At 72.7% G+C, this 25,090-nt stretch carries 9 protein-coding genes; 1 reads left to right on the forward strand and 8 read right to left on the reverse strand.

Features of this window, described 5'->3' with window-relative positions; genetic code table 11:
• Window positions 1–31 precede the first annotated feature (31 nt).
• Entirely contained in the window at window positions 32–400 is a 369-nt protein-coding gene (locus tag ACLJRL_RS27640) for a hypothetical protein (RefSeq protein ID WP_410659209.1), read from the forward strand.
• A gap of 237 nt (window positions 401–637) precedes the next feature.
• On the opposite strand, the gene ACLJRL_RS27645 is transcribed toward ACLJRL_RS27640, so the two are convergent.
• From ACLJRL_RS27645 to ACLJRL_RS27680, 8 genes are all read right to left on the reverse strand, one after another.
• The gene (locus ACLJRL_RS27645) at window positions 638–1,573 is read right to left on the reverse strand and encodes a TauD/TfdA family dioxygenase (protein WP_410659210.1); all 936 of its coding nucleotides are present in this window, start codon (window positions 1,571–1,573) and stop codon (window positions 638–640) included.
• Window positions 1,570–2,847, reverse strand: a complete 1,278-nt coding sequence (locus ACLJRL_RS27650; protein WP_410659211.1) for an ATP-grasp domain-containing protein — start codon at window positions 2,845–2,847, stop codon at window positions 1,570–1,572. The genes ACLJRL_RS27645 and ACLJRL_RS27650 overlap by 4 nt, the downstream gene beginning before the upstream one ends.
• On the reverse strand, window positions 2,844–4,115 hold the full coding sequence (locus tag ACLJRL_RS27655; RefSeq protein WP_410659212.1) for an ATP-grasp domain-containing protein: 1,272 nt from the start codon (window positions 4,113–4,115) through the stop codon (window positions 2,844–2,846). Before ACLJRL_RS27655 ends, ACLJRL_RS27650 begins: the two co-directional genes overlap by 4 nt.
• On the reverse strand, window positions 4,112–9,550 hold the full coding sequence (locus ACLJRL_RS27660; RefSeq protein WP_410659213.1) for an amino acid adenylation domain-containing protein: 5,439 nt from the start codon (window positions 9,548–9,550) through the stop codon (window positions 4,112–4,114). The genes ACLJRL_RS27655 and ACLJRL_RS27660 overlap by 4 nt, the downstream gene beginning before the upstream one ends.
• A complete protein-coding gene (locus ACLJRL_RS27665; protein ID WP_410659214.1) occupies window positions 9,547–12,594 on the reverse strand; it encodes a non-ribosomal peptide synthetase in 3,048 nt (1,015 codons plus the stop codon). Before ACLJRL_RS27665 ends, ACLJRL_RS27660 begins: the two co-directional genes overlap by 4 nt.
• Window positions 12,595–12,844: 250 nt before the next feature.
• A complete protein-coding gene (locus ACLJRL_RS27670; RefSeq protein WP_410659215.1) occupies window positions 12,845–18,184 on the reverse strand; it encodes an SDR family NAD(P)-dependent oxidoreductase in 5,340 nt (1,779 codons plus the stop codon).
• A gap of 10 nt (window positions 18,185–18,194) precedes the next feature.
• Complete coding sequence (locus ACLJRL_RS27675; RefSeq protein ID WP_410659216.1) at window positions 18,195–21,653, reverse strand: amino acid adenylation domain-containing protein; 3,459 nt, start codon at window positions 21,651–21,653, stop codon at window positions 18,195–18,197.
• Window positions 21,650–25,087 (reverse strand): beta-ketoacyl synthase N-terminal-like domain-containing protein, encoded by a 3,438-nt coding sequence (locus tag ACLJRL_RS27680; RefSeq protein ID WP_410659217.1) that lies wholly within the window; start codon window positions 25,085–25,087, stop codon window positions 21,650–21,652. Before ACLJRL_RS27680 ends, ACLJRL_RS27675 begins: the two co-directional genes overlap by 4 nt.
• Between the last annotated feature and the right edge of the window lie 3 nt (window positions 25,088–25,090).

Genomic DNA, 25,090 nt, shown 5'->3' on the forward strand with positions numbered 1-25,090 from the left:
GAATGAGTCTCGATCAGACAAATATTCGGATATGAATATCCGGCTGTTCCACTTCCCCGATCCGGTCCTGATCGAGGGGTGGTGGCGGAGCGACTGGCGGTTCACCCTCCCGGAAACAGCAGACACCTCGACCTTCGAGGTACCGGTGCCGCAGGAAGACTTCAGGGAGGCGGTCGTCGTGATCCGCACGACCGAACGCGGATCGGAGGTCACGGTTCGAACGTTCGACCGGAGCGGTCCGGAAATCGCAGTGCCGTTGATTACCTACCTGAGCCTGGTCGCGTTGAGCTTGAAGGAAGAATTTGGCGACGGGGTGGCGTTTGAAGGCCATCGAGACCATCCGCTTTTCACCGTCTCACGGAGGCCCTCGGATCGCCCTCGGACCCATATCCGCGAATAGTGCGGGACCCGCGGCGGAGAGGGTGATCGGGGTCGCTTTGATCTGGGATGGTCGTGGTCGCGAGGCCACGGTCATCCCGCCGTGATACGAGAACGACCGGTGGTCCGCCGGGACGGACGTCTCCAGCGGACCACCACCTCCTCGAACGGAGGGGAAAGACGCCAGCGGCGATGAACGGCGGCATCGCCGCCGTTCCCTCCACCGTCGCCGGCCGTCGCCCTCGACGGCCGAGCCAGGTCACGTCATCGCGACCAGGGTCCGCCGCTTGCCCGTGAACGGCTCGCGTCCGTGCGCCATCAGCATGTTGTTGATCACCATGATGTCGCCCGGCTGCCACGGGAACGCGTAACTGACCTCGTCGTACGTCGCCTTGATCGTGACCAGGTCCTTCTGCGGGATCGGCGAGCCGTCGGCGAAGGACGCGTTGCGGGGAAGGTCCTCCTCGGAGTACAGGTCCAGCAGCGCCTCGCTGACCTCCTCCCCCAGACTCGAGACGTGGAACAGGTTGGCCTGGTTGAACCACACCGTCGCGCCGGTGTGCGGTTCCGCGACAAAGGACGGACGCACGTGCCGCGTGCGCAGGCCCTCGTCGGTCCACTCGTACGTCTGCCCGTTGCCGGCGCAGTAGTCCGCCACCACTTGGCGGTCGTCGGTCTGGAACGCCTCCTGCCAGGTCAGCCCGAGGCCTTCACGGAACGCCCGCGTGTAGGTGACGCCGCCCGCGAACCGCTCGCGCAGGTCCGCCGGCAGCAGGCGGTACATCGCGCGGCTGTCGGCGATCGGCGTCGCGCCGCCGGTTTCGGCCGCCGTGTCGCACAGGAAGAACAGGCGGGCGGGCCAGTGTGCCGAGTACGAGTTCTCGTTGTGCATCGGGATCGACTCGGCAGGCGGGTACTCCGTCGAGGTGTAGATGTTGCCCGAGACCGCCGATCGCGGCGTCGACCGTTCCGTGTACTCCAGCAGCGAGCCGCCGATCTCCTCGGTGACCTGGTTGAACACTCTCAGGTCGGCCGGCATCCCGCGCAGCAGGATCGCGCCGTGCTCGCGCAGCCGGTCCTGCAGCACTTCGCGGTGCGCGCGCACCCAGTCCGGGCTCGTGGCCGCGTACACGGTGAGCTTCGTGTGTTCGTTGCCCTCGATGTGGCCGAGGTTCGCCGCGAGTTCGGCGGTCATGACTCCTCCAGTTCGAAACGGATCAGTTTGGCGGCCTCGGCGTGCAGCGCGGCGAGGTCTTCGGTGTCGGCGAACCCCGCGGCGAGTACGTTCACCGCGTAGATCTCCTGGTCGTCGGTGAGCAGTTGGCCGGGGCGCACGATCGTGACGACCTCCAGGACCTCGGGCAGGCCGGCGACCTCGTCGGTGCCGTCGACGCGGACCAGCCGCCCGGTGCCCTCGGCGTAGAAGATCAGGTAGCCCACCGGCACCGGCAGGCCGGTACCTCGCGCGGGCGGTGGCGTGCCCAGTGCCAGCGACACGGCCTCGGCGATGACATCGATGCCGGTCGCGAGCTTCAGCAGCACCGGCTGGGCGCCACCGGCCGGGCGGCCCGCGTTCACCTCGACGATCGCCGGGCCCAGCTCGGCGTCGTCGATCAGCTCCACATGCGCACAGGTGTTGTCCAGGCCCAGCGCGAGCGCGGCCGCCGTCGCCGCCGAGAACAGCCGTTCAGCGTCCTCTTCGGACAGTTCGAGCGGCGGGCAGACCATGCCCAGCTCGAACTTGCGCTCGTCGATCAGCGGCTTTTCCACCACGGCCACCGGCTCCGCGACGCCGTCGCGCACCAGGACGTCGACCGCGTACTCCGGGCCGCGCAGCAGGCCTTCCACGAGGAACACCTTCACCGGGTCGATCGGCGACGGTCCGCCACCGACGAGCCGGTGGTAGCGGGCGTCCTCCGACAGCGGCAACCGCTCGGCCAGCAGCCGGTACGCCGCCGCCAATTCGTCCACAGTGGACACCGTACGCACCAGATTACTCGCCGCGCCGTTCACCGGCTTGACGATCGCCGGGAGCCCGACCGCCGAAGCCACCGACGCCGCCTCGGACTCGGCGGAGATCAGCGCGCAGCGCGGCCCCGGCAACCCGGCCGCGGCCAGCGCCTGCCGGACCGCGAACTTGTTGTGCGTCACGGTGAACACCGACGCCGGGCAGCGCGCGACGCCGAGTAGCTCGGCCGCACGGGCGACACTCGCGATGATCCCCTCGGCGGCGGTCACCACCCCGGCCGGACGCGCGGTCCGCGCCCGGATCGCCCCGGCGACGGCTTCGGCGTCACGGACGTCGTCGACGACGACGAAGCCGTCCACCAGTTCTGTCAGCTGCGCCTGCTCGGCCGGTTCCAGGGGCTGGGTGACCAACTCGGCCCCCAGCCCGGTCGCGCGCACGGCGGCCACGACGTCGGCGATCCACTGCCCCGCGGTCTCCCGGACCACGAAAACGGTGTTCACACTTCCTCCAGGTCGAGCCGGACGAGCTTGCTCGCCTCCGCGTGCAGGGCGGCGAGGTCGTCGTGATCGGCGAACCCCGCCACGACGATGTTGACCGCGTAGGTCTCCTGTTCATCGGTGAGCACCTGTCCCGGCGAGACGGTGGTGACGACGTCGATCACCTCGGGCAGCTCGGCGATCTCGTCGAGCCCGCCGATGCTCGTCAACCGGCCCGAACCGGCCGCGTAGAGGATCAGCATGCCCAGCGGGATCGGCAGTTTCGCGGGTTCCCGTACCGGCGGCGGAGCGCCCACCGCGAGCGCCCCCAGCTCGGCGAACACGTCGATGCCGGTGCGCAGCTTCGCCAGCAGCGGCATGATCGACCCGGCGGGCCTGCCCGCGTTGACCTCGACGATCGTCGGGCCGCGGTCGACGTCGTCGATCACCTCGACGTGGGCGCAGGTGTTGTCGAGTCCCAGCGCGCGGACGGCGGCGACCGCCGCCGCGGTGACCAGCTCGGCCCGGTCGGCGGTGAGCCCGGTGGGCGGGCACGACAGCGCCAGCTCGAACTTCCGCTCGTCGATCAGCGGTTTGTCGAGGATCTCGACCGGCTCGGCCACCCCGTCTCGGACCAGCACGTCCACCGCGTACTCCGGGCCGCGCAGGAACCCTTCGACGAGGAACGTCGCCGAAGGGTCCAGTGTCCCCAGTGGACGGTGATAGCGCGGATCCGCGGACTCGGGCAGTCGCGCGGCCAGCAGCTCGTACGCTGCCGCCAGTTCGTCCACAGTGGACACGGTGCGCACGAGATTGCTGCCCGCCCCGTTGACCGGTTTGACGATCGCCGGGAGCCCGGCCGCCGAAGCCACCGACTCCGCTTCGGCGGCCGACGAGATCAGGGCGTATGCGGGTCCGGGCAGCCCGGCCGCGGCGAGGGCCTCCCGGACCGCGAACTTGTTCGCGCACAGGGCGAACACCGACGCCGGGCAACGCGCCACCCCGAGCAGTTCCGCGGCGCGGGCAGTGCTCGCGATGGCGCCGTCCGAGCCGGTGAAGATCCCGGCCGGCGCGCCACCTGCGATCTCCCGGACCTTCGCCGCGACGGCTTCCGGGTCGTGGACGTCGTCGAGCGCGACGACGTCGTCCACCACGCCGGCCAGTGCGGCCCGTTCGGCGGCGTCCATCGGCGGGGCGAGCAGCACCACGCGGTGCCCGGCCGCCCGCATCGACGGCGCGACCTCGCCGACCCAGTGCCCGCGGGCCTCCCTGACCAGCACTGCCGTGCTCATGCGGCTTCCTTCCCGGCGAGCTTGCGCTCCCGTTCCTGCGCCCCTACCAGGTCGTCGGGCAGCGAATCGGGCACCTCGGTGTCGAACCGGCGCAGCCGCCGCATCGAGAACCCACCCACGTTGATCAGCAGCAGGATCAGCGCGAAGACGACATAGGCGAGCCCGATGCCCCGGGTCTCACCAGTGCCGAGCACGGCGCCGACCGACCCGGTCAGCGCGCCGCCCGGCGCCAGCAGCGGCGAGAACCAGCCGACGGCCAGCGGCGCCAGCACGGCGAACCCGATCGGCAGCGTCGACCACGTGATCGTCTGGTTGATCGCGAACACCCGGCCGTGGAACCGCTGCGGCACCTTGACCTGCACCAGCGTCGCGTAGATGCCCTGCGACACGGACATCGCGGCGGCCAGGAGGAACACACCGGCCGCGACGACGATCAGCGACGGCCGCAGGCCCATCATGAGGCTGCCGACCGCGATGCCGATGTTGCCGGCGAGCACGCCGACCATCCGCCGGTGCCGCGGGCCGCCCCACAGCGCCATCCCGATCCCGCCTGCCACGGCGCCGACGGCTTCGGCCAGCGCCACCTGCGCGACGTCGGTGATCGAGCCGAACGACAGCACGAGCGGCGAGACCAGCACCAGCGCGGGTGCGAGGAAGACGTTCGCCAGCGCGAAGTACAGCAGCATCGTGCGGAAGCCGCGGTGGTTCCACGAGTACCGCAGCCCGCCCGCGATCGCCGTCAGCAGCGGTTCGCGCGGGCGCCAACCCAGGAGATCCGGGAACCGCACCAGCAGCAGGCCCACGATCGCGAACGCGTAACTCGCCATGTCCAGGATCAGGATGCCGGACAGCTGGATCGTCGCCAGCAGCCCGGCCGCGAGCACCGGCATCAGCAATTGGGCGAAACCGGTGGACAGCTGCGCGAGGCCCATCGCGTGCCCGAGGTACTGCTTCGGCACCAGCTGCGCCACCGACGACTGGTAGGCGATGCGCTGGAACGAGGCGGCCACCGACCCGAGCGGGATCAGCACGTAGAACAGCCACAGCTGGACGTGCCCGGTGATCAGCAGCAACGCCAGTACCAGCTGGATCCCGCCTGCCGTGCCGCTGGCCGCGATCATGATCCGCCGCCGGTCGCCGCGGTCGACCAGTGCGCCCGCCACGGGCAGGACGAGCACGCCGAACAGGAGCGCGAGCGCCCACAGCAGCCCGAGGTCGGCGACCGAGCCCGTGCGGGTGTAGAGCCAGATCGGCACCGCGAACGACGTCAGGGCCGAGCCGGTCGAGGACACCAGTTGCCCGACGGTGATCGTGAGGAACCGGGCCATACTCGGCCGCACCACGGGTTTTTCGTCCACTTCCGCCCGATGGGTCTCGTGCACCGCCCAGGCCGCGTCCTCCCCGCGGGCCTGGACGTCGAGCTCGCCGGGATCGTCCAGCACCGGGTGCACTTGCGTGACGATCTCCGCGAGTTCGTCGGCCCGGTAGCGCAGGAAGAAGTGCCCGGCCCGGTCGAGCACCACGAGCGCGGTGGTGTCGGTGAGGAACTCCCATTCCCGGTACCGCTCGGTGTAGTAGTCGGTGACCGGGTCTTCGGAGCCGACCACCGACACGATCGGCGCGCGCAGCTTGGCCACGCGGGCGTCGAGCAGGCCGCTGAAGTACTCCTCGGCGGCGCGGCCGTCGGCGCGCATGTTCGTGATGATCCGATCGGCCTGCGCCGGGTCGAGGTCGTCGGTGTCGACGCCCATCCCCTTGAGCCAGTTCGAGTAGTACCGATTGCTGCGCAGCTTCTCCAGCCGGGTCCGCAGCGTGCCCACCGCACCCTTCATGCGGGCGAACGGGAAGATCGCGCCGATGTAGACGACCTCCAGCTCGCGGCCGCGCTCTTCGAGCAGCCGGGCGACGGCGACGGCGAGCGCGTTGCCGACACCGCAGTGGCCGTAGATGGCCAGCGGGCCGTCGACGCGGTCGAGGATCTCGCCGGCCAGCCGCTCGACCAGGTCGTCGAAGGGCACGGCCTCTTCGGACAGTCCGACGTCGTGGCCGGGGATGGCGACCGAATAGAGCGAGTAGCCCTCCGGGAGCGCGTCGGCCAGCGGCTGGTAGACGATCGCGCTGCCGCCGCCGTAGGGGAAGCAGACGTAGGTCAGCGTCCGCCGCGTCGTCGACTTGGTCAGCTCGTACAGCAGGTGGCGCGGCCGGTCGGCGGCGTCACCGTCCATAAAGGACGCCAGCTCGCGGATCGTGCGATGCTGGAACAGGTCCATGACGCCGACCTGGCCCGCGTCCGCCTTGCCGATCCGCGCCACCACCTGGGTGGCCAGCATCGAGTGGCCGCCGAGGTCGAAGAAGTCGTCGTCGACGCCCAGTTCGTCCACTTTGAGCACGTCCCGCCAGATCCCGGCCAGCAGGACCTCGACCGGGGTCGACGGCGCGACCAGCTCCTTGGTCGCGTCCCGGGACGCGACGGGAGCGGGCAGCGCCTTGCGGTCGAGCTTGCCGTTCGGGGTGAGCGGCAGTTCGTCGAGCGGGACGAACGACGGCGGGACCATGTAGTCCGGGAGGCTCTGCTTGAGCGCCGTCCGCAGCGCGCCGGGGTCGGCGTCGCCGACGACGTAGCCGACCAGCCGCTTGTCCCCCGGCGTGTCCTCGCGGACGATCACGGCGGCGTCGCGCACACCCGGCTGGGCGCGCAAGGTCGTCTCGATCTCCCCCAGCTCGATGCGCAGGCCACGCAGCTTGACCTGGTGGTCGATCCGGCCGAGGAACGCGATCGTCCCGTCCGGGCGCCAGTGCGCGAGATCGCCGGTGCGGTACATCCGTCCACTGTGGAACGGGTCGGGCACGAACCGCTCGGCCGTGAGCTCCGGGCGGTCGTGGTATCCGAGGGCGAGGCCGACCCCGGCGATGTGCAGTTCGCCGGGCACGCCGACCGGGCATGGCCGCCCGGCACGGTCGAGGACGTAGATCCGGATGTTCTGGATCGGCGCCCCGATCGGCACCGACGCGACCTCGGCGAGCGCGGCGGGCGTGCAGTGCCAGGCGGTGACGTCGATGGCGGCTTCGGTCGGGCCGTAGAGGTTGTGCAGCTCGCAGTCCGGCAGCCGCCGGGTGAACTCGCGGGCGGCGTCGAGCGGCAGTTCCTCGCCGCTGCACACCACCCGCCGCAGCGCCGCGCAGGTCTCGACGCCTTGTTCGGCAAGGAAAAGCGTGAGCATCGACGGCACGAAGTGCGCGGTGGTGATGCCTTCGGACGCGAGCAGCTCACGCAGGTACGCGGCGTCCTTGTGGCCGCCGGGTTCGGCGAGCACGAGCCGCGCGCCGGTGCTCAGCGGCCAGAAGAACTCCCAGACCGACACGTCGAAACCGGCCGGGGTCTTCTGCAGCACCGAATCGGTGCCGTCGAGGCGGTACGCGCGCTGCATCCAGTCGAGCCGGTTGACGATGCCGCGATGACCGTTGGGCACGCCTTTCGGCAGGCCGGTCGAGCCGGACGTGTAGATGACGTACGCCGGGTCGCCCGGTCCGGCGAGCGGCTCGGGCGGGGTGCCCGGCCCGGCCGTCTCGGCAGGATCGGCAGGGTCGTCCAGCACGACGACGGTCGCGTCACCTGGCGGCAGCGTTTCCCGCAACGCCGCCTGCGTCAGCACGACGGGCGCGGCCGCATCCCGCAGCATGAACGACAGCCGGTCGGCCGGGTACTCCGGGTCGAGCGGGACGTACGCGCCACCGGCCTTCAGCACGCCGAGGAGCGCGACGACCAGCTCGAACGACCGCTGCGCGAACACACCGGTGAGCACGCCCGGTCCGACGCCGAGGCCACGCAGCCGGTGCGCGAGCCGGTTGGCCCGCTCGTCCAGCTCGCGGTAGGTCAGCGACGCGCCGCGGAAGGTCACCGCGGGCGCGTCCGGCGTCCGGGCGGCCTGCTCCTCGACGAGCGCGTGCAGCGTGGTCTGCGGGAAGTCGGCCGTCGTGGCGTTCCAGTGCTCCAGGACGAGTTCGCGCTGCCCGGCGTCGAGGATGTCCAGTTCGGACAGCCGCCGGGCCGGGTCGGCGACGATCGAGCGCAGCAGCGTGACCAGCCGCCCGGCCATCCCGGCGACCGTGTCCGCGGTGAACAGCGCGGTGTTGTGCACGAACTTGGCGATCAGCCCGCTTTCGACCTCGATCGCGTGGAACTCGAAGTCGAATCGGGTCGCGGGCAGGTCCATCGGCAGCCAGCGGAAGTCCACATCGGACTTTCCGGCCGCGCCCATCCGGCCCATCTCGTAGTTCTGCAGCGCGAACATCGCCTGGAACACCGGTGAGCGGCTGACGTCGCGGGGTACGCCGAGCGCGTTCACCAGCCGCTCGAACGGGACGTCGGCGTGGTCGAACGCGTCCAGCACGTGCCGCCGGGTGCGGTCGAGCAGCTCGGTGAACGTCGGGTCACCCGCCAGCTGGGCACGCAGGGGCAGCATGTTGATGAACATGCCCGCCACACCCTCCAGCTCGGGCAGGCCACGCCCGGCCGACGACGAGCCGATCGCGAAGTCCTCCTGGCCCGAGTACCGCGCCAGGAGGACCTGGTAGGCGGCCAGCAGGGTCATGAAGAGCGTGACTCCGTGCCCGCGGCTCAGCTCGCCGAGGGCACGGGCGAGGTCGCGCTCGACGAAGAACTCGTGGATCGCGCCGTCGAAACTCTGCTTGGCCGGCCGGGGCCGGTCGGTGGGCAGCTCCAGGGGCTCGACCCCGGTGAGCTGCGCCCGCCAGTGCTCCAGCTGCCGGTCGAGTTCGCCGCCGGTGAGCGTTCGGCGCTGCCAGTGCGCGAAGTCGCCGTACCCGATGCTCAGCGCGGGCAGCTCGGCCGTGCCGCCGGTGCTCAGGGCGTGGTACTGCGCGGCGAGGTCACGCAACAGCAGATCGACCGACCAGCCGTCGCCCACGATGTGGTGCGTGCACAGGACCAGCAGGTGCTCCTCGTCGGACACCCGGGCCAGGGTCGCCCGCAGCAGCGGGCCCGCTGCCAGGTCGAACGTCGCGGCCGCGGCGGCGTCGACGACGGCACGGGCCGCTTCCTCGCTTTCGACGTCCACAATGGACAGATTGACCATGGCCGAGGGTTCGATGTGGACGGTCGGCTGTCCGTCCTCCCCTGCCGGGAAACGCATCCGCAGCGCCTCGTGCCGCACCGGCAGGGTGTCCAAAGCGGACTGAAGCGCGGCGACGTCGAGCCTGCCGGTCAGCCGGATCGGCACCGGGATGTGGTACGACCGGGTGTCCGGCGCGAACTGCTCCATGAACCAGACGCGTTCCTGCTGATAGGACAGCGGGACAACGGCGTCACCGGGACGCGGTGTGATGGTGGCGGCCTGCTCCATGCGCCGTCGCAGCCGCCGTTCGAGCAGGGCGCGGCGTGCGGCCGCGCCGCTGGTTTCGTCGATCGTGGTCATGAGAGCTCGCCTTCGGCCAGCTGGCGCTGGACCTCTTCGTCGCTGAGCTGGTCGAGGTCTTCGGCGAGCCGCCGCTCGATCTCGGCGGCGAGCTCGGCGACGGTGGTGAAGGAGAACAGCCCCCGCACCGGGATGTCGACTTCGATCTGCTTGCGGAGCCGGGACATCGCGCGGATCGCCAGCAGCGAATTGCCGCCACGGGCGAAGAAGTCGTCGTGCACGCCGAGGTCGCCGATGTCGAGCAGCTCGCCGAGCACCTCGGTGACGAGTTCTTCGGCCGCGGTCCGGGGTGCGACGTACGCCGTCCCCTTGCCGGGTTCGGGATCCGGCAGCGCGGCCCGGTCGAGTTTGCCGCTGGCCGCCATCGGCAGCGCGTCGAGCGTCACGAACCGGGTCGGCACCAGGTATTCGGGCAAGGTCTTCCGCAGGGCCTCGGCCGCCCCCTCGGTGCTGCCGACGACATAGCCGACGAGCGTGCCGCCGCGTACCGCCACGGCCGCGTCCCGCACCTCCGGCAGCTCGCGCAGCGCCGCTTCGACCTCGCCGGGCTCGATGCGGTAGCCGCGCAGCTTCACCTGCTCGTCGACGCGGCCGAGGTAGTCGAGCGTGCCGTCGCGGCGCCAGCGGACGAGGTCGCCGGTCGCGTACATCCGGCCGGACGGACCCTCGGTGAACTTCCCGGCGGTCAGGTCCGGCAGCCCGAGGTAGCCGCGGGCAAGCTGCGGCCCGGCGACGTACAGCTCGCCAGGGACCCCCGGCGGTACCGGCTGCCGCCGGGCGTCGAGGACGTACACGCGGGTGCCGGGCACCGGACGGCCGATCAAAACGGGTCCGGACGGCAGCTCGTCCCCGGGTTCGATCCGGTGCACGACGCAGCCGACCGTGGCCTCGGTCGGGCCGTACTCGTTGACGACGAGCGTGCCGGGGTGCCGGTCCCGCCACGGCTGAACGGCCTCGGCGGTCAGCGCTTCGCCGCCGAGCACCAGCTCACCCGTCGGGAACAGCTCCTCGGCGAGGACGGCGAGGTGTGTCGGGGTCGCCTTGACGAACGTCGGCCTGCCGCCGTCGACTACGGCGCCCCCGGCGGTGAGGGTGCCGAGCAGCGTCGTCACGGTGAGGTCGAACGACGGCGACGTGTGCAGCAGTGCCCGCCCGGCCAGGCCGGGGTATGCCTCACGCGCCCAGGCCAGGTAGGTGTCGACAGCCCGGTGCTCGACCTCGACGCCCTTGGGCCGCCCGGTCGAGCCCGACGTGTAGATCACATAGGCGACGTCGCCTGGCCCTGACGCCGGTTCGGGGTCTTCGGTGGCCGCGGCGGACCACTCGGCCGGCTCGTCCAAGGCCAGCGTCTTGGTGTCCAAAGTGGACTCTCCGGTGACCAGTACGAACGGGACACCCGCGTCGGCGAGGATCAGCGCCTGCCGGGGCGCCGGGTTGGCCGGGTTGAGCGGGACGTAGGCCGCGCCGCTCTTCAGCACCCCGAGCACGCCGGTCAGCAGGTCCGCCGAGTTCGGCACACAGACACCGACGACGGTGCCGGGACCCGCGCCCAGTTCACGCAGCCGGTGTGCGACGCGGTTGGCTCGCGCGTTCAGCTCGGCGTACGTCAGGCGAACCCCGCCGAAGTCGACGGCCGGCGCGTCCGGGGTCCGCCGGACCTGGGCCTCGAACCGGGCGGGCACGGTCATCGCGTCCGAATTCGACACTGTGGACAGTTCCGCCGTGTTCCACCCGGTCAGGACCAGCTCACGCTCGGCGTCCGACAGCAGGGGCAGGTCCGCGATCGACCGAGCCGGATCGGCCAGCGCTGAAGTCAGCAGCCGCAGGTACCGCTCGGTCACGGCTTCAGCGGTCTCGCGGTCGAACAGGTCGGTGCGGTAGACGAGCCTGCCGTCCACGGCGGTCAGGTCGATCGTGATGTCGTCCTTCGCGGTGGCCGAGCGGGTCGGCTCCAGCCCCGAGTCGGGCAGGAAGTTGAACCCGAGCTGATACAGCGCCTGCACGCCGGGGTCACGCTCGGCCACGGCCGCCTCGGCGACCGCCTGGAACGGCACCTGGCTGTGGTCGATCGCCTCCAGCAGCGTGGTCCGGACCCGGCCGACCAGTTCGGTGAACGCGGGTGCGCCCGAGCAGTCGACACGCACGGCCATCTGGTTGACGAACATGCCGATCAGGTCGGCCAGCTCGGGCAGGTCGCGGCCGGCGACCGGGACGCCGACGACGACATCGTCCACTCGGGACAGTCGCGAAAGGAGTGCCGCGTAACCGGCCAGCAGCACCATGAACGGCGACGCCGAGAGGTCCCGGCTCAGCTCGCCGACCCGGTCGATCAGTCCGTCCGGGAGGGCGAAGTCCACCTGGTCACCGGCGAACGTCAGCGCCGCCGGCCGCGGCCGGTCGGTGGGCAGGCCGTGCACCGGCGGCAGCCCGGCGAGCTGTGTCCGCCAGTAGTCCAGCTGTTCGCGGGACGTTTCGAGCTGCCCGCGCTGCCAGGCCGAGTAGTCCGGGTACTGGATGGCCAGCTCGGGCAGCTTCGGCTCGCGGCCCTCGAACACGGCGTCGCACGCCTCGCTCAGCTCGGCCTCCAGCACCAGCACCGAGCGGGCGTCGAACACGGTGTGGTGCACGACGAACGTGAGCACCCACTCGTCGTCGGCCACGCGGCAAATCTGGGCCCGCCACGGCGGCGGCGAGTCGAGCGGGACGGCCTCGCGCAGGACGGCGCCGACGAGTTCGGCGAGCCGGTCGCCGCGAGCGTCGGCGGGCAGGTCCCGCAGGTCGTGCACCTCGGGCTCGATCGGCACCTCGGCGTGCACCACCTGCACGAGCGCGCCGCCGTCCATGCGGAACGTCGTGCGCAGCGCCTCGTGCCGCCCGACGACGACGCCGAGCGCGGTGCGCCACTGCGCGGCGGTCAGCGGTCGGTCCAGCCGGGCCCGGCAGTGCAGGTTGTACACCGGGGACGCCGGGTCGAGCTGGCCGGACAGCCAGATCCGCTCCTGCCCGAACGAGGCCGGGAACGTCCATTCCTTCGTGTCGCTCATGGTTTCCTGTTCTCAGTGTCTGTTGGCGGGTTCAAGACCCGACGGGGGTCTCGGCTGCCGGCCTGGCTGGTGTGCGGAATGGCAGATGGTGTTGGCGTGGCTCAGGCATTGGTCCCGAGAGTCGGCGAGTGTCGACACCCTGCCGCGACGTTGCGAAAGCCACTTTCGCAACGTTGAAGGTTGCGAAAGTGGCTTTCGCAACCCGCCGCCTGACCGCCGAGGCCCACCCGGCCCGAATCCGCCAACGGTCTCAGCGCTCGAGCTTCGGGATGGTGGTCCGAGCGGGTTCGGCCGGCGTCTCGGCCTTGTCGGCGCGCAGCTCCTCGATCCGCTCGACCAGAGTGGCCACTGTGGACGCTTCGAACAGCGTCTTCATCGCCAGCCGCGTTCCGGTGGCCTTGCGCACCTGGGCGATGAGCTGGATGGCGACCAGCGAGTTGCCGCCGAGGGCGAAGAAGTCGTCGTGCACGCCGATCTTCTCCACCCCGAGCAGCTCGGTCCACTGGCGGGCGATCTCGGCCTCCAGGTCGGTGCGCGGGGCGACGTAGTCGTCCTCCGACACCGCCACCGGCGCCTCGGCGGGTCCGTCCAGTTCCTCGGCGCTGACCCGGCGCTCGATCAGCTCCCGCACCGGGAGGGTGCTGATCACCACCTGCCCGCCGAGACCGGGGGCCAGCGCCCGGACGAACGCCTCGGCGCCGTCCACCGGCCGGATCCCGGTCGACGTCTTGTCCACAGTGGACACAGTGGCCGCTGTGGCCGCCGAAGTCAGGCCGCCGCCGACGGCGTCCTGATCGACCTGGCGCAGCACGAAGTCCTCGATCGTGACGAGCACGCGGCCGGTCTCGTCACATAAGGAGAGGTCTGCCGCCACCACCTGGTCGCCGCCGGAGTCGCGGTAGCGCAGGTGACTGTGGAAACTCGCCGGGAGCGCGTCGTGCACGACGATCCTTCCGTAGCCCATCGGCAGGTAGGCGCCGCTCCCCCGGCCGCGGCCGAACGCGGTCGCGACGTCCAGCAGTGCCGGGTGCAGCCCCCACGCGGCGGCGTCACCCGCCGCCGCGTCGGGAGCCGTGATCGTGGCCAGCTCCTCCTGTGCGCCGATACGGTGTTCGCGCAGCGCCGCCCAGCGCGGGCCGAAGGTGACCATGCTGGTGCGGCCGGTGCCGAAGCCGTGCCCGTCGTCGATCGGCTCGGTCCGCCCGGTCACCGCCTCGATGTCCACAGTGGACGGTGATCCGGCCGCGACCCACCCGGCGGATCCGCGCACGTGGGTCCGGCTCGCGCCGGCGACGTGGCTGGTCACGGTGAATTCGTCGTCGCCGAATTCCACGCGGTACTCCGCGGTGGCGCCGTCCGGGACGCCGAACGGCTCCAGGAACGCGACGTCCCGCAGCTCGACGACGTGCCCGTCAGCAGGCTTCGGCAGCGCGGAGGCCACCGCCGCGCGGACGGTCTCCAGATGTCCCGTGCCCGGCACCACCGGCACCCCGGCGATCCGGTGCTCGTCGAGCAGCCAGTGCGTGGCCGCCGAGACGAGCCCGTGCGCGCCGTCCTCGGTGCGCGTGGTGAGCACGGGGTGCTCGACCGGGCCGAGCGCCCGCGACCGGGCGGTACGGATCGTGGCCGGCGCGGCCACCTCCGCGGCCATGCCGACCTCGTCCCAGCCACCCCAGGCGTGCGAGACCAGCCGCGCCTGCCAGCCGTGACGGCCCCGCGCGTAGGCGTCTAGGAAGTTGTTGGCGGCGCAGTAGTCGACCTGCCCGATGCCGCCGACCACCGCGGTGATCGACGAGCACAGCGCGACGAAGTCCATCGGCAGGTCGGCGAACGCCTCGGCCAGGGCCAGCGTCCCGGCGATCTTCGGGGCCAGCACGGCCTCGGCCGCGGCCCGCTCCTTCACCTCGGCGACGCCGCCGCCGGGCATCCCGGCGGCGTGCACGATCCCGTCGAGCCCACCGAACTCGCGCTCGGCCAGCTCGCGTACCTCGCGCAGGCGCGCCGCGTCGGTGACGTCGGCGGCGGCGACGTGCACCACCGCGCCCGCGGCCTCCATCCGCCGCACGGCGAGCATCGTCCGCCCGGCGCGGTCGGTGCCGCCGTGCGCGGCGAGGTGCGCGTCCCACTCCGCCCGCGGCGGCAGCCCGGTGCGGGCCAGCAGCACGAGCTTCGCCCGCACCCGGCGGGCGAGGTCCTCGGCGAGCGTGATGCCGATGCCGCCGGTACCGCCCGTGATCAGGTACCGGCCACCGTCGACCAGCACCGGCTCGGTGGCCGAGGGCAGTTCGATCTGGGTGTGGTCGAGCACCCAGCGGCGCCCGGAACGCAGCGCGACCTCGGCCGCCGCGTCGGCCGGGCGGAACAGCTCGGCGACGACGTCCTCAAGACGGGCCACGTCAGCGTCGACGACGTCGATCCGGCGCACCACCATGCCCGGGACCTCCAGCGGCACCACCCTCGCGATGCCCGCGAGGGTCGCGTGCTCGGGACGGGTCAGGTCGGTGCCGGTGACGTCGGCGGTGCCGGTGCTCAGCACGTCGATCCGCACCGGCTCGCCCCAGGCCTGGACGAGGTTGAGCAGGCTGAAGAACCCGTGGTCCTGTGCGGCCATGCCGCGCTCTCCGCCGGCCAGCGTCCAGGCGTGCACGACCCGCTCGGGCCGGGCGGGCAGCGCGGCCACGAGCGCGTCGTAGTCCTCGCGCACCCCGGGCCGGACGGTGAATCCGGTCTCCGTCGCGGCGAACCCGTCGCCGGGGCGCACTTCGGTGACCGTCACACCCGCGTCGCGCAGCAGGCCGGTCAGGACGTCGCCGGCGGCGAAGACGAGCGCGTTCGCGAAGGGCTCGCGTCTCAGGTCCGGTTCCGCCTGCCGCCACGCCGGGACCGCGAACCACTCGGACAGGGGCAGCGGGCCGCTCGGCCGCGCGGGCCGGGTGGCCGTGACCGGGTCCGGATCGACCCAGTACCGCGTGCGTGCGTACGGGTAGCCGGGCAGCGGTACCCGGTGGCCGGGCGCGCCGAACGTCCGTGCCTGGAGGGAAACCCCGTTCGTCCACAAGAGACCGGCCGCGCCATACAGTGTTTCGACGTCGCCGAGGCGCTCGGTACGGCCCGGCAGGCTCGGCTGCGGCGCGGGCATGCCCTTCGGGACCTGGCCGCGGGCCAGCCCGGCCAGCTGGTGCCCCGGGCCGCATTCGACGAGTACCCAGCGGCCGCCACGCGCGAACAGGGTCTTGACGCAGTCGCCGAACCGGACGGCCTGGCGCAGATGAGAGGCCCAGTAGGCGGGGTCGGTGGCCTGGGCGTCGGTGATCCAGTCGCCGGTGACGTTCGACAGGAACGGCAGCGCGGGCGCGGTGCGGGCGACGGCGGCGACGGCCTCGGTGAACTCGGCCAGTACCGGATCCATCATCGGCGAGTGGAACGCGTGCGAGGTCACCAGTTCGCGGCACTGCACGCCGCTGGCCTTGAGCGTCGCCGCGAAGTCCGCGACCGCGTCCGACGGCCCGGCCACGACGCACGTGCCGGGCCCGTTCACCCCGGCGACCGAGAGGGTGCCCGGCAGCCGGGCGGCGACGCTCTCCTCGTCGAGCTGGACGGCCAGCATGGCCCCGGCGGGCATCGCCTGCATCAGGCGGCCGCGCGTGGCGACCAGGTTCAGCGCGTCCGGCAGGGTGAAGACCCCGGCGACCGTCGCGGCGACGTACTCGCCGATCGAGTGGCCGATCATCGCCGCGGGCCGCACATCCCAGCTCTGCCACAACTTCGCCAGCGCGTACTCGACGACGAAGAGCGCGGGCTGGGTCACGCGGGTTTCCCGCAGCGCCTGCTCGCCACTGGATGAGAAGATCAGGTCGCGCAGCTCCGGCAGCTCGGGTTCGAGCAGCCGCAGGCACTCGTCGACGGCCGCGGCGAACACCGGCTCGGCCTCGTACAGCTCGGCGCCCATCCCGGCGTATTGGGAACCCTGACCGGAGAAGAGGAACGCCACGTTCGTCTCCCCGGCCTGTCCGGACACGAGGCGCCGGGAGTCCCGCAGCCCGTCGACAGCGTCCTCGGAGTCACGGGCGACGACGACCGCGCGGTACGGGTACTCGGTGCGCCCGGCGGCCAGGGTGTGGGCCACGTCGGCGAGGTCGAGGTCGACGTCCCCCGCCAGCCGCTCGGCCAGCCTCTCGACCGCGGCCGAAAGCGCTTCCGCGGTGTTGGCCGACACCCGCAGCAGGTGCGCCGGATGCGGTGTCCGGCCTAGCTGCGGGGCCGGCGCCTCCTCCAGCACGACGTGCGCGTTGGTACCGCCGACGCCGAAGGAGCTGACGCCCGCCCGCCGCGGCGCCTGGCCCGCCTCCCACTTCGTCAAGCCGCGCGCCGGGTAGAACGGGCTCTCCGGGAAGTCGATACCCGGGTTGGGTTCGTGGTAGTTGACGGTCGGCGGGATCAGCCCGTGCTCCATGACGAGCACGGCCTTGATCAGCGAGACCACGCCTGCCGCCTGCGACAGGTGACCGATGTTGGACTTCACCGAGCCGATCGCGCACCAGCCGGTGTCCGCGACCCTGTCCCCGTACACAGTGGACAGTGCGGCGATCTCCATCGGGTCGCCCAGCGCGGTGCCGGTGCCGTGCGCCTCCACGTAGCCGATGGTGCGCGGGTCGACACCGGCCATGCCGACGGCCTGCGCGATCGCCTCGGTCTGCCCGGCCACGCTGGGCGCGGAGAAGCCGACCTTGGTGGCGCCGTCGTTGTTGATCGCGTTGCCCAGCACGACGCCCCGGATGTGGTCGCCGTCCTCGATCGCCTGCGACAGCCGCTTCACCAGCACGACCCCGGCGCCGCTGCTCCAGACCGTGCCGTTGGCGCCTTCGTCGAACGCGCGCACGTGGCCGTCCGGCGAGGTGAAGCCGTCGACGCCCAGGTAGCCGATGCCATGCGGCATTTCCAGGTTGACCCCGCCCGCCAGCGCCATGTCGCACTCACCGTTGCGCAGTGCCTCGCAGGCCAGGTGCACCGCGACCAGGGACGTCGAGCAGGCGGTGAACACCGCGAGGCTCGGGCCGCGCAGGTCGAGCTTGTACGACACCGAGGTCGTCAGGTAGCTCGGCTGGTTGCCGGTCGAAATGCCGATGCCGCCGTGCTGCGAGGCGAGGATCCGCTCGTTGCGCAGCAGGTTCTCCTTCAGGTAGCCGGTGCCCCCGGACCCGCCGTAGACGCCGATCGCGCCGTCGAAGCGGCCCGGGTCGTAGCCCGCGTCGGTCAGCGCGGCGTGGCACGACTGGAGGAACAGCCGATGCTGCGGGTCGGTGATCTCGGCCTCGCGGCTGGTCATACCGAACAGCTCGGCATCGAACTCGTCGAAGCCGTCGACCACGGTGGTGGCGTTCACCCAGCTCGGATCGTCCACAGTGGCCGGTTCGGCGCCGCGGGCGATCATCTCCTCGCGGGTGGCGGGCACGATCGACTCGACACCGTCGACGAGGTTGCGCCAGAACTGCCGCGCGTCACGCGCGCCGGGCACGCGCACGTCCAGTCCGACGATCGCGATCGGTTCGGCTCCGGGATCGCCGGCGCCGGTTTCGGGGAGGTGGGTCACGGTGGTGCTCCTATCCGAGGCCGGCTGGACCGGCGGTGCTACGGGGTCTTCTGGTCTGGGTGCGGCCGCGGCGGGCGGCGACGCGTTCGGCCGCGCGGGCCAGCTCCGGGCTGGGGGCGCCGCCGGAGTGCAGGTGCGCGGCGAGGGCGCGGACGGTGGGATGGCTGAGCAGGTCGACCATCGGGATCCGGCGGCCGAGCCGGGCGGTGACCTGGGCATGCACCCGGGCCAGCGCGAGCGAATGCCCGCCCACGTCGAAGAAGTTGTCGGTGTGCCCGACTTCGGCGACGCCGAGGACGTCGCACCAGGCACGAGCGATCACCGCCTCGGTCACGGCGAGCGCCGCCGGGTCCGCGGCGGCCGCCGGTGGCCGTGCCAGTGCGCGAGTCATCGCGTCCGGCGTGGCGGTGCGGATGCCCGCCCGCGGCAACTCCGGCACGCTCGTCCCGACCGGTGTGTCCGGCGCCGCGGCCAGCGCGTCGAGCAGGGCGACGTAGTCCTCGGCGAGCCCGGCCATCCGGGCGTGGTCGAACAGGTCCGGGTTGTACAGCAGTTCGACGCCGTCGTCGTGCACGTACACCGTGAGGTCGAACGGCGACCCCGGCTTGTCCACCGGCAGCCACGCCGACCGCACGCCGGGCAGGCCCAGCCGCGGCTCGGTGAAGTTCAGGACGTTGAACATCACCTGCACGAGCGGGGCATGCGCGGGATCACGGCGCACGCCGAGCGCTTCGACGAGCCGCTCGACCGGCGCGGCCGGATGCGCGGTCGCGGCGAGGAGTTCCGCGCCGCCGCCGCGGACGTGCGTCGCGAAGTCCGCGGCGTCGTCGGCCCGCAGCCGCACCGGCACGATGTCCACGAAGAACCCCGCGACCTCCTGGAACTCGGCGAGCTGCCGGTCCGCGACGACCGTGGCGACCAGATGGTCGGCCGCGCCGGTGAGCCGCCGCAGCAGCTCGCCGAACGCGGCGAGCAGCACCCCGGCGCGCGTCGTGCCGGTGCGGGCGGCCAGTGCCCGGACCGATTCGGCGGCACCGTCCGGAAAGGACTGACGCAGGCTCGCGCCCCGGTAGGTCTGCACGGCCGGGCGCGGCCGGTCACGTGGAAGGTCCACTGTGGCCGGTGCGCCGGCGAGATGTCCGGTCCACCAGGCGACGTCCACGGCCTCCCGGCGTTCGTCGCGTCCGGCCCGCCACACCGCGTAGTCCGCGTAGGACGCCACCGGCGGCGGCAGCGGCTCGCCCCGGTAGGCAGCCGACAGGTCGGCGCAGAGCAGGTCCTGCGACCAGCCGTCGAACACCGCGTGATGCAGCGTGAAGCCGAGCACGTGCTCCGTCTCGCCGAGCCGGTAGAGCCGCACGCGCCAGGGCGCGTCGCGGTCGAGGTGCACCGGCGTCGCGGCGTCGGCGGCCAGCCGGGCCCGCAGACCGTCCTCGGTCACCGGCGCCACCGGCAGCGGAACATCCGACGGCGGCAGGCGATCCGCCAGTGGCGCGCCGTCGACGGACCGGATCCGCCAGCGGAGCACGTCGTGCCGCTCGGCGACCGCGCGCAACGCGTGGCGCAACGCGTCGACGTCCAGCGCGCCGGTCAGCCGGAACGCCATCGCGATGTTGTACGGCGCGGCGTCCGGGGCGAGCTGGTCGAGGAACCACAGCCGCCGCTGCGGCGGGGACAGCGCGGGCGCGTGCCCGGTGGTCAGCCCCGGCCCGATCAGTGGCGGCGCGGCCGCGACCCGCCGGGTGAGCCCGTCGAGAGTGCCGCCCGCGAAGACGTCCTCCGCGGCGACGTCCGCGGCCAGCTCCGCCCGCAGCGCCGCGACCAGACGCATCGCGGCGATCGAGTTCCCGCCCGAGCCAAGGAAATCCGTCCCCGCACCGGCGCCGAGCACCCGCCGCCAGATAACCGCGACCGCGCGTTCGGCCGGGGTGCCGAGCGGGCCGAGGTCCTCCCGTTGTCCCGCGAGCGCCGCTTCGGCCAGGTCGCGCAGGGCAGGCCGGTCGATCTTGCCGGTGACCGGGTCGACCGGCAGGCGGTCGAGCACCCGGACCGCGGCCGGGCGCATCGCCGCGGTGAGCCGGTCCCGGCCGAGTGCGTCCACATCGGACGGTGCGGACGCGGGTGTCAGGAAGGCCACCAGCCGGATGCCCGCCGGGCCGGGGACGGCCGTCACGGCGGCGGCGTCGACGTCCGGGTGAAGCGTGAGCGCGGCCTCCACCTCGCCCAGTTCGATCCGCTGGCCGCGGACCTTCACCTGCCGGTCGGCGCGGCCGGCGAACTCGAGACGGCCGTCGGGCAGCTCGCGGGCCAGGTCGCCGGTGCGGTAGAGCCGTTCCCCCGGCGTGGTCGGGTCGTCGACGAACTTCGCGGCGGTCAGCTCCGGGCTGTCGAGGTAGCCACGCGCGACGCCCGGACCGCCGATGAGCAGCTCGCCGATCTCGCCGGGCGCGACCGGCCGCAGGTCGGCGTCCACGACGTACGCCCGGTGGTTCGGCGTCGGGCGGCCGAGCGGCAGTGGGTCGGCAGGGATGCCGGTGACCTCGTCGGTGACGACCACCACGGTGGTCTCGGTCGGGCCGTAGGCGTTGAAGAACCGCCGGCCCGGCAGCCAGCGCGCGGCGAGGTCCGCGGGCACCGGCTCGCCACCGCAGGCTATGACACGCCAGCCGGGAACGGCCGCGGGATCCAGCATGGACAGCAGCGTCGGCGTGACGAAACCCCACTCGACGTCGTGCTCGACGAGAAACCGCCGCAGCCGTTCGGGGTCGGCCCGATCGGCGGTACCGGCGAGCTGGACCGATCCGCCGTGCGCCAAGGGGACGAACACGTCCATGGTGAAGGCGTCGAAGGCGGGCGAGGAGATGCCGAGCGCCCGGGTGCCGGGCCGGAACCCGAGGGCGGCGGCGAACCCGGTGACGAACGCGACCACGTTGCGGTGACTGGTCAGCACGCCCTTGGGACGGCCGGTGGAGCCGGAGGTGTAGAGGAGGTGCGCGAGGTCGTCCGGCCCGGCGGGGCACTCGGCGGGCCCGTCCGACGGCGGGGGTACGTCGAGAGCCTCGATGCCTTCCGTGGCACCGAATTCGGCCTTTGCGCAGTCGCCGACGACGACGGAGATCCCGGCGTCCGCGGCGATTTCGGCCAGCCGCGCCTTCGGGCCGCCGGGTTCGAGCGGCACGTAGGCGGCTCCGGACAGCATCACGCCCACGACGGTCGAGATCAGCTCCGGCCGCCGGTCGGCGCAGACGCCGACGCGGGTGCCGGGCCCGGCACCCCGGGCCCGCAGCAGCCGAGCGACGCCGGTCGCCGACGCGACCAGTTCGCGGTAGGCGAGCCGGGTGTCACCCTGCCGGACGGCGACGGCATCCGGGGTGCGCGCGGCCTGGGCGAGGATCAGCCCGGTGATCGTGGTGTCCGGATAGGACAAGGGCGGGCCGTGGCCGCCCACGACGGGCAAGGTGTCGGTCACCGAGGGCTCCCCTGGTCGGATGTGTGCTGAGGCGGTGGGTCGATCCAGTACCGCTCCCGCTGGAACGGATAACCCGGCAGGGGGACGCGGCCCGGTTCACCGCTCGCGAACCGCGTGGCCCACTCGACCTCGCCGCCCCCGGCCCAGTGGACAGCCAGGTCCCGCACCGCCCCGGCCGGGCCCTCGACGTCGGTTCCGTTCACCAGCAGCGCATCGAGCGCGGCGACCGCCGACGCGACCGAGTCCGCCACCACGGCGGCCCGGCACGCGAACACCCGCCGGACCGAAAGCGTGTACGCCGCGTCCCCGAGGTCCGGCGCGTCCGTGGTGAGCCGGTCGCGCAGCCGGGACACCACCTCGCGCAACGCCTTCGCGTCACGCGCGGACACCGGCAGCACGAACGGACCGCTCGCCGCCTGCCGTGGTGGGCCGGCAGGCGCCTCCGCCACGATCACGTGCACGTTCGTGCCGCCCATCCCGAACGAGCTGACCCCGGCCACCCGCCGTTCGCGGACGGGCCAGTCGGTGGCCTTCGCCGGGACGTACCAGGGGCCGCCCGCCAGGTCGGCCTCCGGGTGCGGGGCCGTGAAGTGCAGGCTCGGCGGGATGACGCCGTGCCGCACGGACAACACGGCCTTGATCAGCCCGGCGACGCCGGCCGCCGCGTCCAGGTGCCCGATGTTCGTCTTCACCGAGCCCAGCGCGCACGTTTCCGGCGGCGCTCCCCGATAGACGCGGTTGAGCGCGGCCACCTCGATCGCGTCGCCGAGCGGGGTGCCGCTGCCGTGGGCTTCGAGCAGCGCGACCTCGTCCGGGGCGACCTCCGCGACGGCCAGCGCCTCGGCCACCGCGGCCGCCTGACCGGCCGGTCCCGGCACGGCGTAGCCCGCGCGGTCCGGGCCGTCGTTCGTGATCGCCCAGCCGGGCAGCACGGCGTAGACGTGGTCGCGGTCGGCGAGTGCGTCCGCCAGCCGCCTCAGCACGACCACCCCGGCGCCCGAGCTGAACCCGGCGCCCGCCGCGGCGACGTCGAACGCACGGCACCGGCCGTCCGGCGAGACGAGCCCGCCGCCGCGGTACCGCGGCCACGTGACGTTCGCCCCGCCTGCCAGCGCGACGTCGCATCGGTAGTCCGCGAGGCTCTGCGCCGCCAGCGCCACCGCGGCGAGCGAGCTGGAGCACGCGCTCTGCACGGCCACCGCCGGCCCGGTCAGCCCGAGGCGGTAGGCGACCTGGCCGGGCAGGTGATCGGCGAGCTGGCGTCCGGTCAGCCGCCCCTCCCAGTCGTCCGGGTCGACGTCGCCGGTCACCGCCGGGTTGCCGAACAGGTGGAACAGGAAGTAGCGATTCACCGAGGTGGCCGTGAACACCCCGACCGGCCCGGTCTCGGCGGCGGGGTCGCGTCCGGCGTCCTCGAGTGCCTGCCACGCCGTTTCGAGGAACAGCCGGTGCTGCGGGTCGGTCCGCGCGGCCTCGTCGGCGGCGAACCCGAAGAACCCGGCGTCGAACTCCTCGACACCGTCGATCCGGCCACCCGACCGCACATACGCCGGGTCGGCACGCAGGCCCGGCCCGACGCCCAGCGCCGCCAGCTCGTCGTCGGCGTAGTCGTGGATCGAGTCGACGCCCGCGCAGAGGTTCCACCAGAACGAGGCGGCGTCCGGCGCGCCGGGGAACCGGCAGGCCAGCCCGACGACGGCGATGAGATCCCCGGCCTGCTCCTCCGCGACAACCGGCGGCGGAGTGTCCGAAGTGGACTCCGCGAGCCAGGCGGCCTGCCCGGCGATCGTCGTGCGCTCGAACAGGGCGAGCAGCGGGACGTCCACCCCGAACTCGTCGGCCAGCCGCGCCTGCACCCCGCCGAGCCGCAGCGAGTCGCCGCCCGCGTCGAAGAACGCCTCGGTGCGCCCGACCCGGTCACGGCCCAGTACCGCGCACCAGATCCGGTGCACCCGTTCCTCGGCCGGGGTCAGCCGCTCGGCTGGGACGGTCGCGGCCGCCCGCGGGTCCGGAAGCGCCAGTTCGTCGAGTTTTCCGGTGACGGTCAACGGAAAACCGTCCAGCACGGCGACGGCCGCGGGTACCGAGTGGCCGGGCAGGACGTCCGCCAGCGCGGCCCGCAGCACCCGGCCGTCCGGACGCGGGCAGGCCGCGGTCACGTAGGCGAGCAGGTCGCCGTCGCGCACGATCGCGCGGGCTTCGGCCACGCCGGCCTGTTCGGCGAGTCTGGCCTCGATCTCGGTCAGCTCCACCCGGAAGCCGCGGACCTTGACCTGCCGGTCGAGCCTGCCGAGGCAGACGAGGTTCCCGTCCGGCAGCAGCTGGCCAAGGTCACCGGTCCGGTAACGACGGACGCCGTCGGCCGTCACCCCGAACGCCGGGCTCGGCTGGTCGAGGTAGCCGTCGACGAGGTGCCGCCCACGCACTTCGAGTTCGCCGCTGTCCAGCACGGTGAGGGTGAACCCGGGCAGCGCGCGCCCGATCGGCAGCGGCCCGTCAGCGTCCGGGCCCAGCTCGGCGACGGTCGTCCGGTACTGCGCGGCGAAAGTCACCTCGGTGGCGCCGTAGCCGTTGACGAACACGCACTCCGGCGCGAACCGGCCGCGGCGGACGTCGGCGTGGGTCGCCTGCTCGCCACCGAGCAGCACGGTCCGCACGGACGGGAGGCCGGTCTCGCCGAGGACGTCGAGCAGGTGCCGGTAGACCGTGGGCGTCGAGTGGTAGACGGTCACCTCGTGCCGGGCAAGCTCGCGCGCGGCGTGGGCGAGGCCGTGCGCGCGCAGGTCGACCGGCACGAGCGCGGCGCCGGTGAGCAGTGCCGGGTAGAGGTCGGGAATCGCCGCGTCGAAGCCGAACGACGCGAGCAGGCTGAGCCGGTCGGCCGCGGTGATACCGAGCGCGGCGACCTGGTTGTCGACGACGTGCAGGAGGTTGCGGTGGGTCTGTGCGACGGCCTTCGGCAGGCCGGTGGACCCGGACGTGAACAGCACGTACGCCGGACCGTCCGGATCGGATTCGGGCACCGGGAGCGGCGCGGACTCCGAGCCCGAACGCACGAGCCGCGCGGATCCGTTGCGGCACAAGGACTCCGCTAGCTCGACGTACCCCGGATCCGCGAGCACGGCGGTCACCCGCGCGGCCGCGAGCTGGTGGTCGAGACGCGCCCGGGGGAAGGTCGGGTCCAGCGGGACGTAGGTGCAGCCCGCGGCGAGAGTGCCGAGGATCGCCGCGATCGCGGCGCTGCCGTGCTCGGTGACGAGCCCGACCCGCTCCCCCGGCCGGACACCGGCGTCCCGCAAGCGCAGCGCGCGGCCACCCGCGAGCCCGGCGAGCCGGGCGTAGGTGAGCCTGGTGCCGTGCTCGAAGACCGCGATCCGGTCGGGCGACTGCCGGGCGTGCACGTCGAATCGGCTGACGCAGCCGGGTCGTGTCATCGG

This window comes from Amycolatopsis sp. lyj-112, from assembly GCF_046549055.1.
Lineage (GTDB): Bacteria > Actinomycetota > Actinomycetes > Mycobacteriales > Pseudonocardiaceae > Amycolatopsis.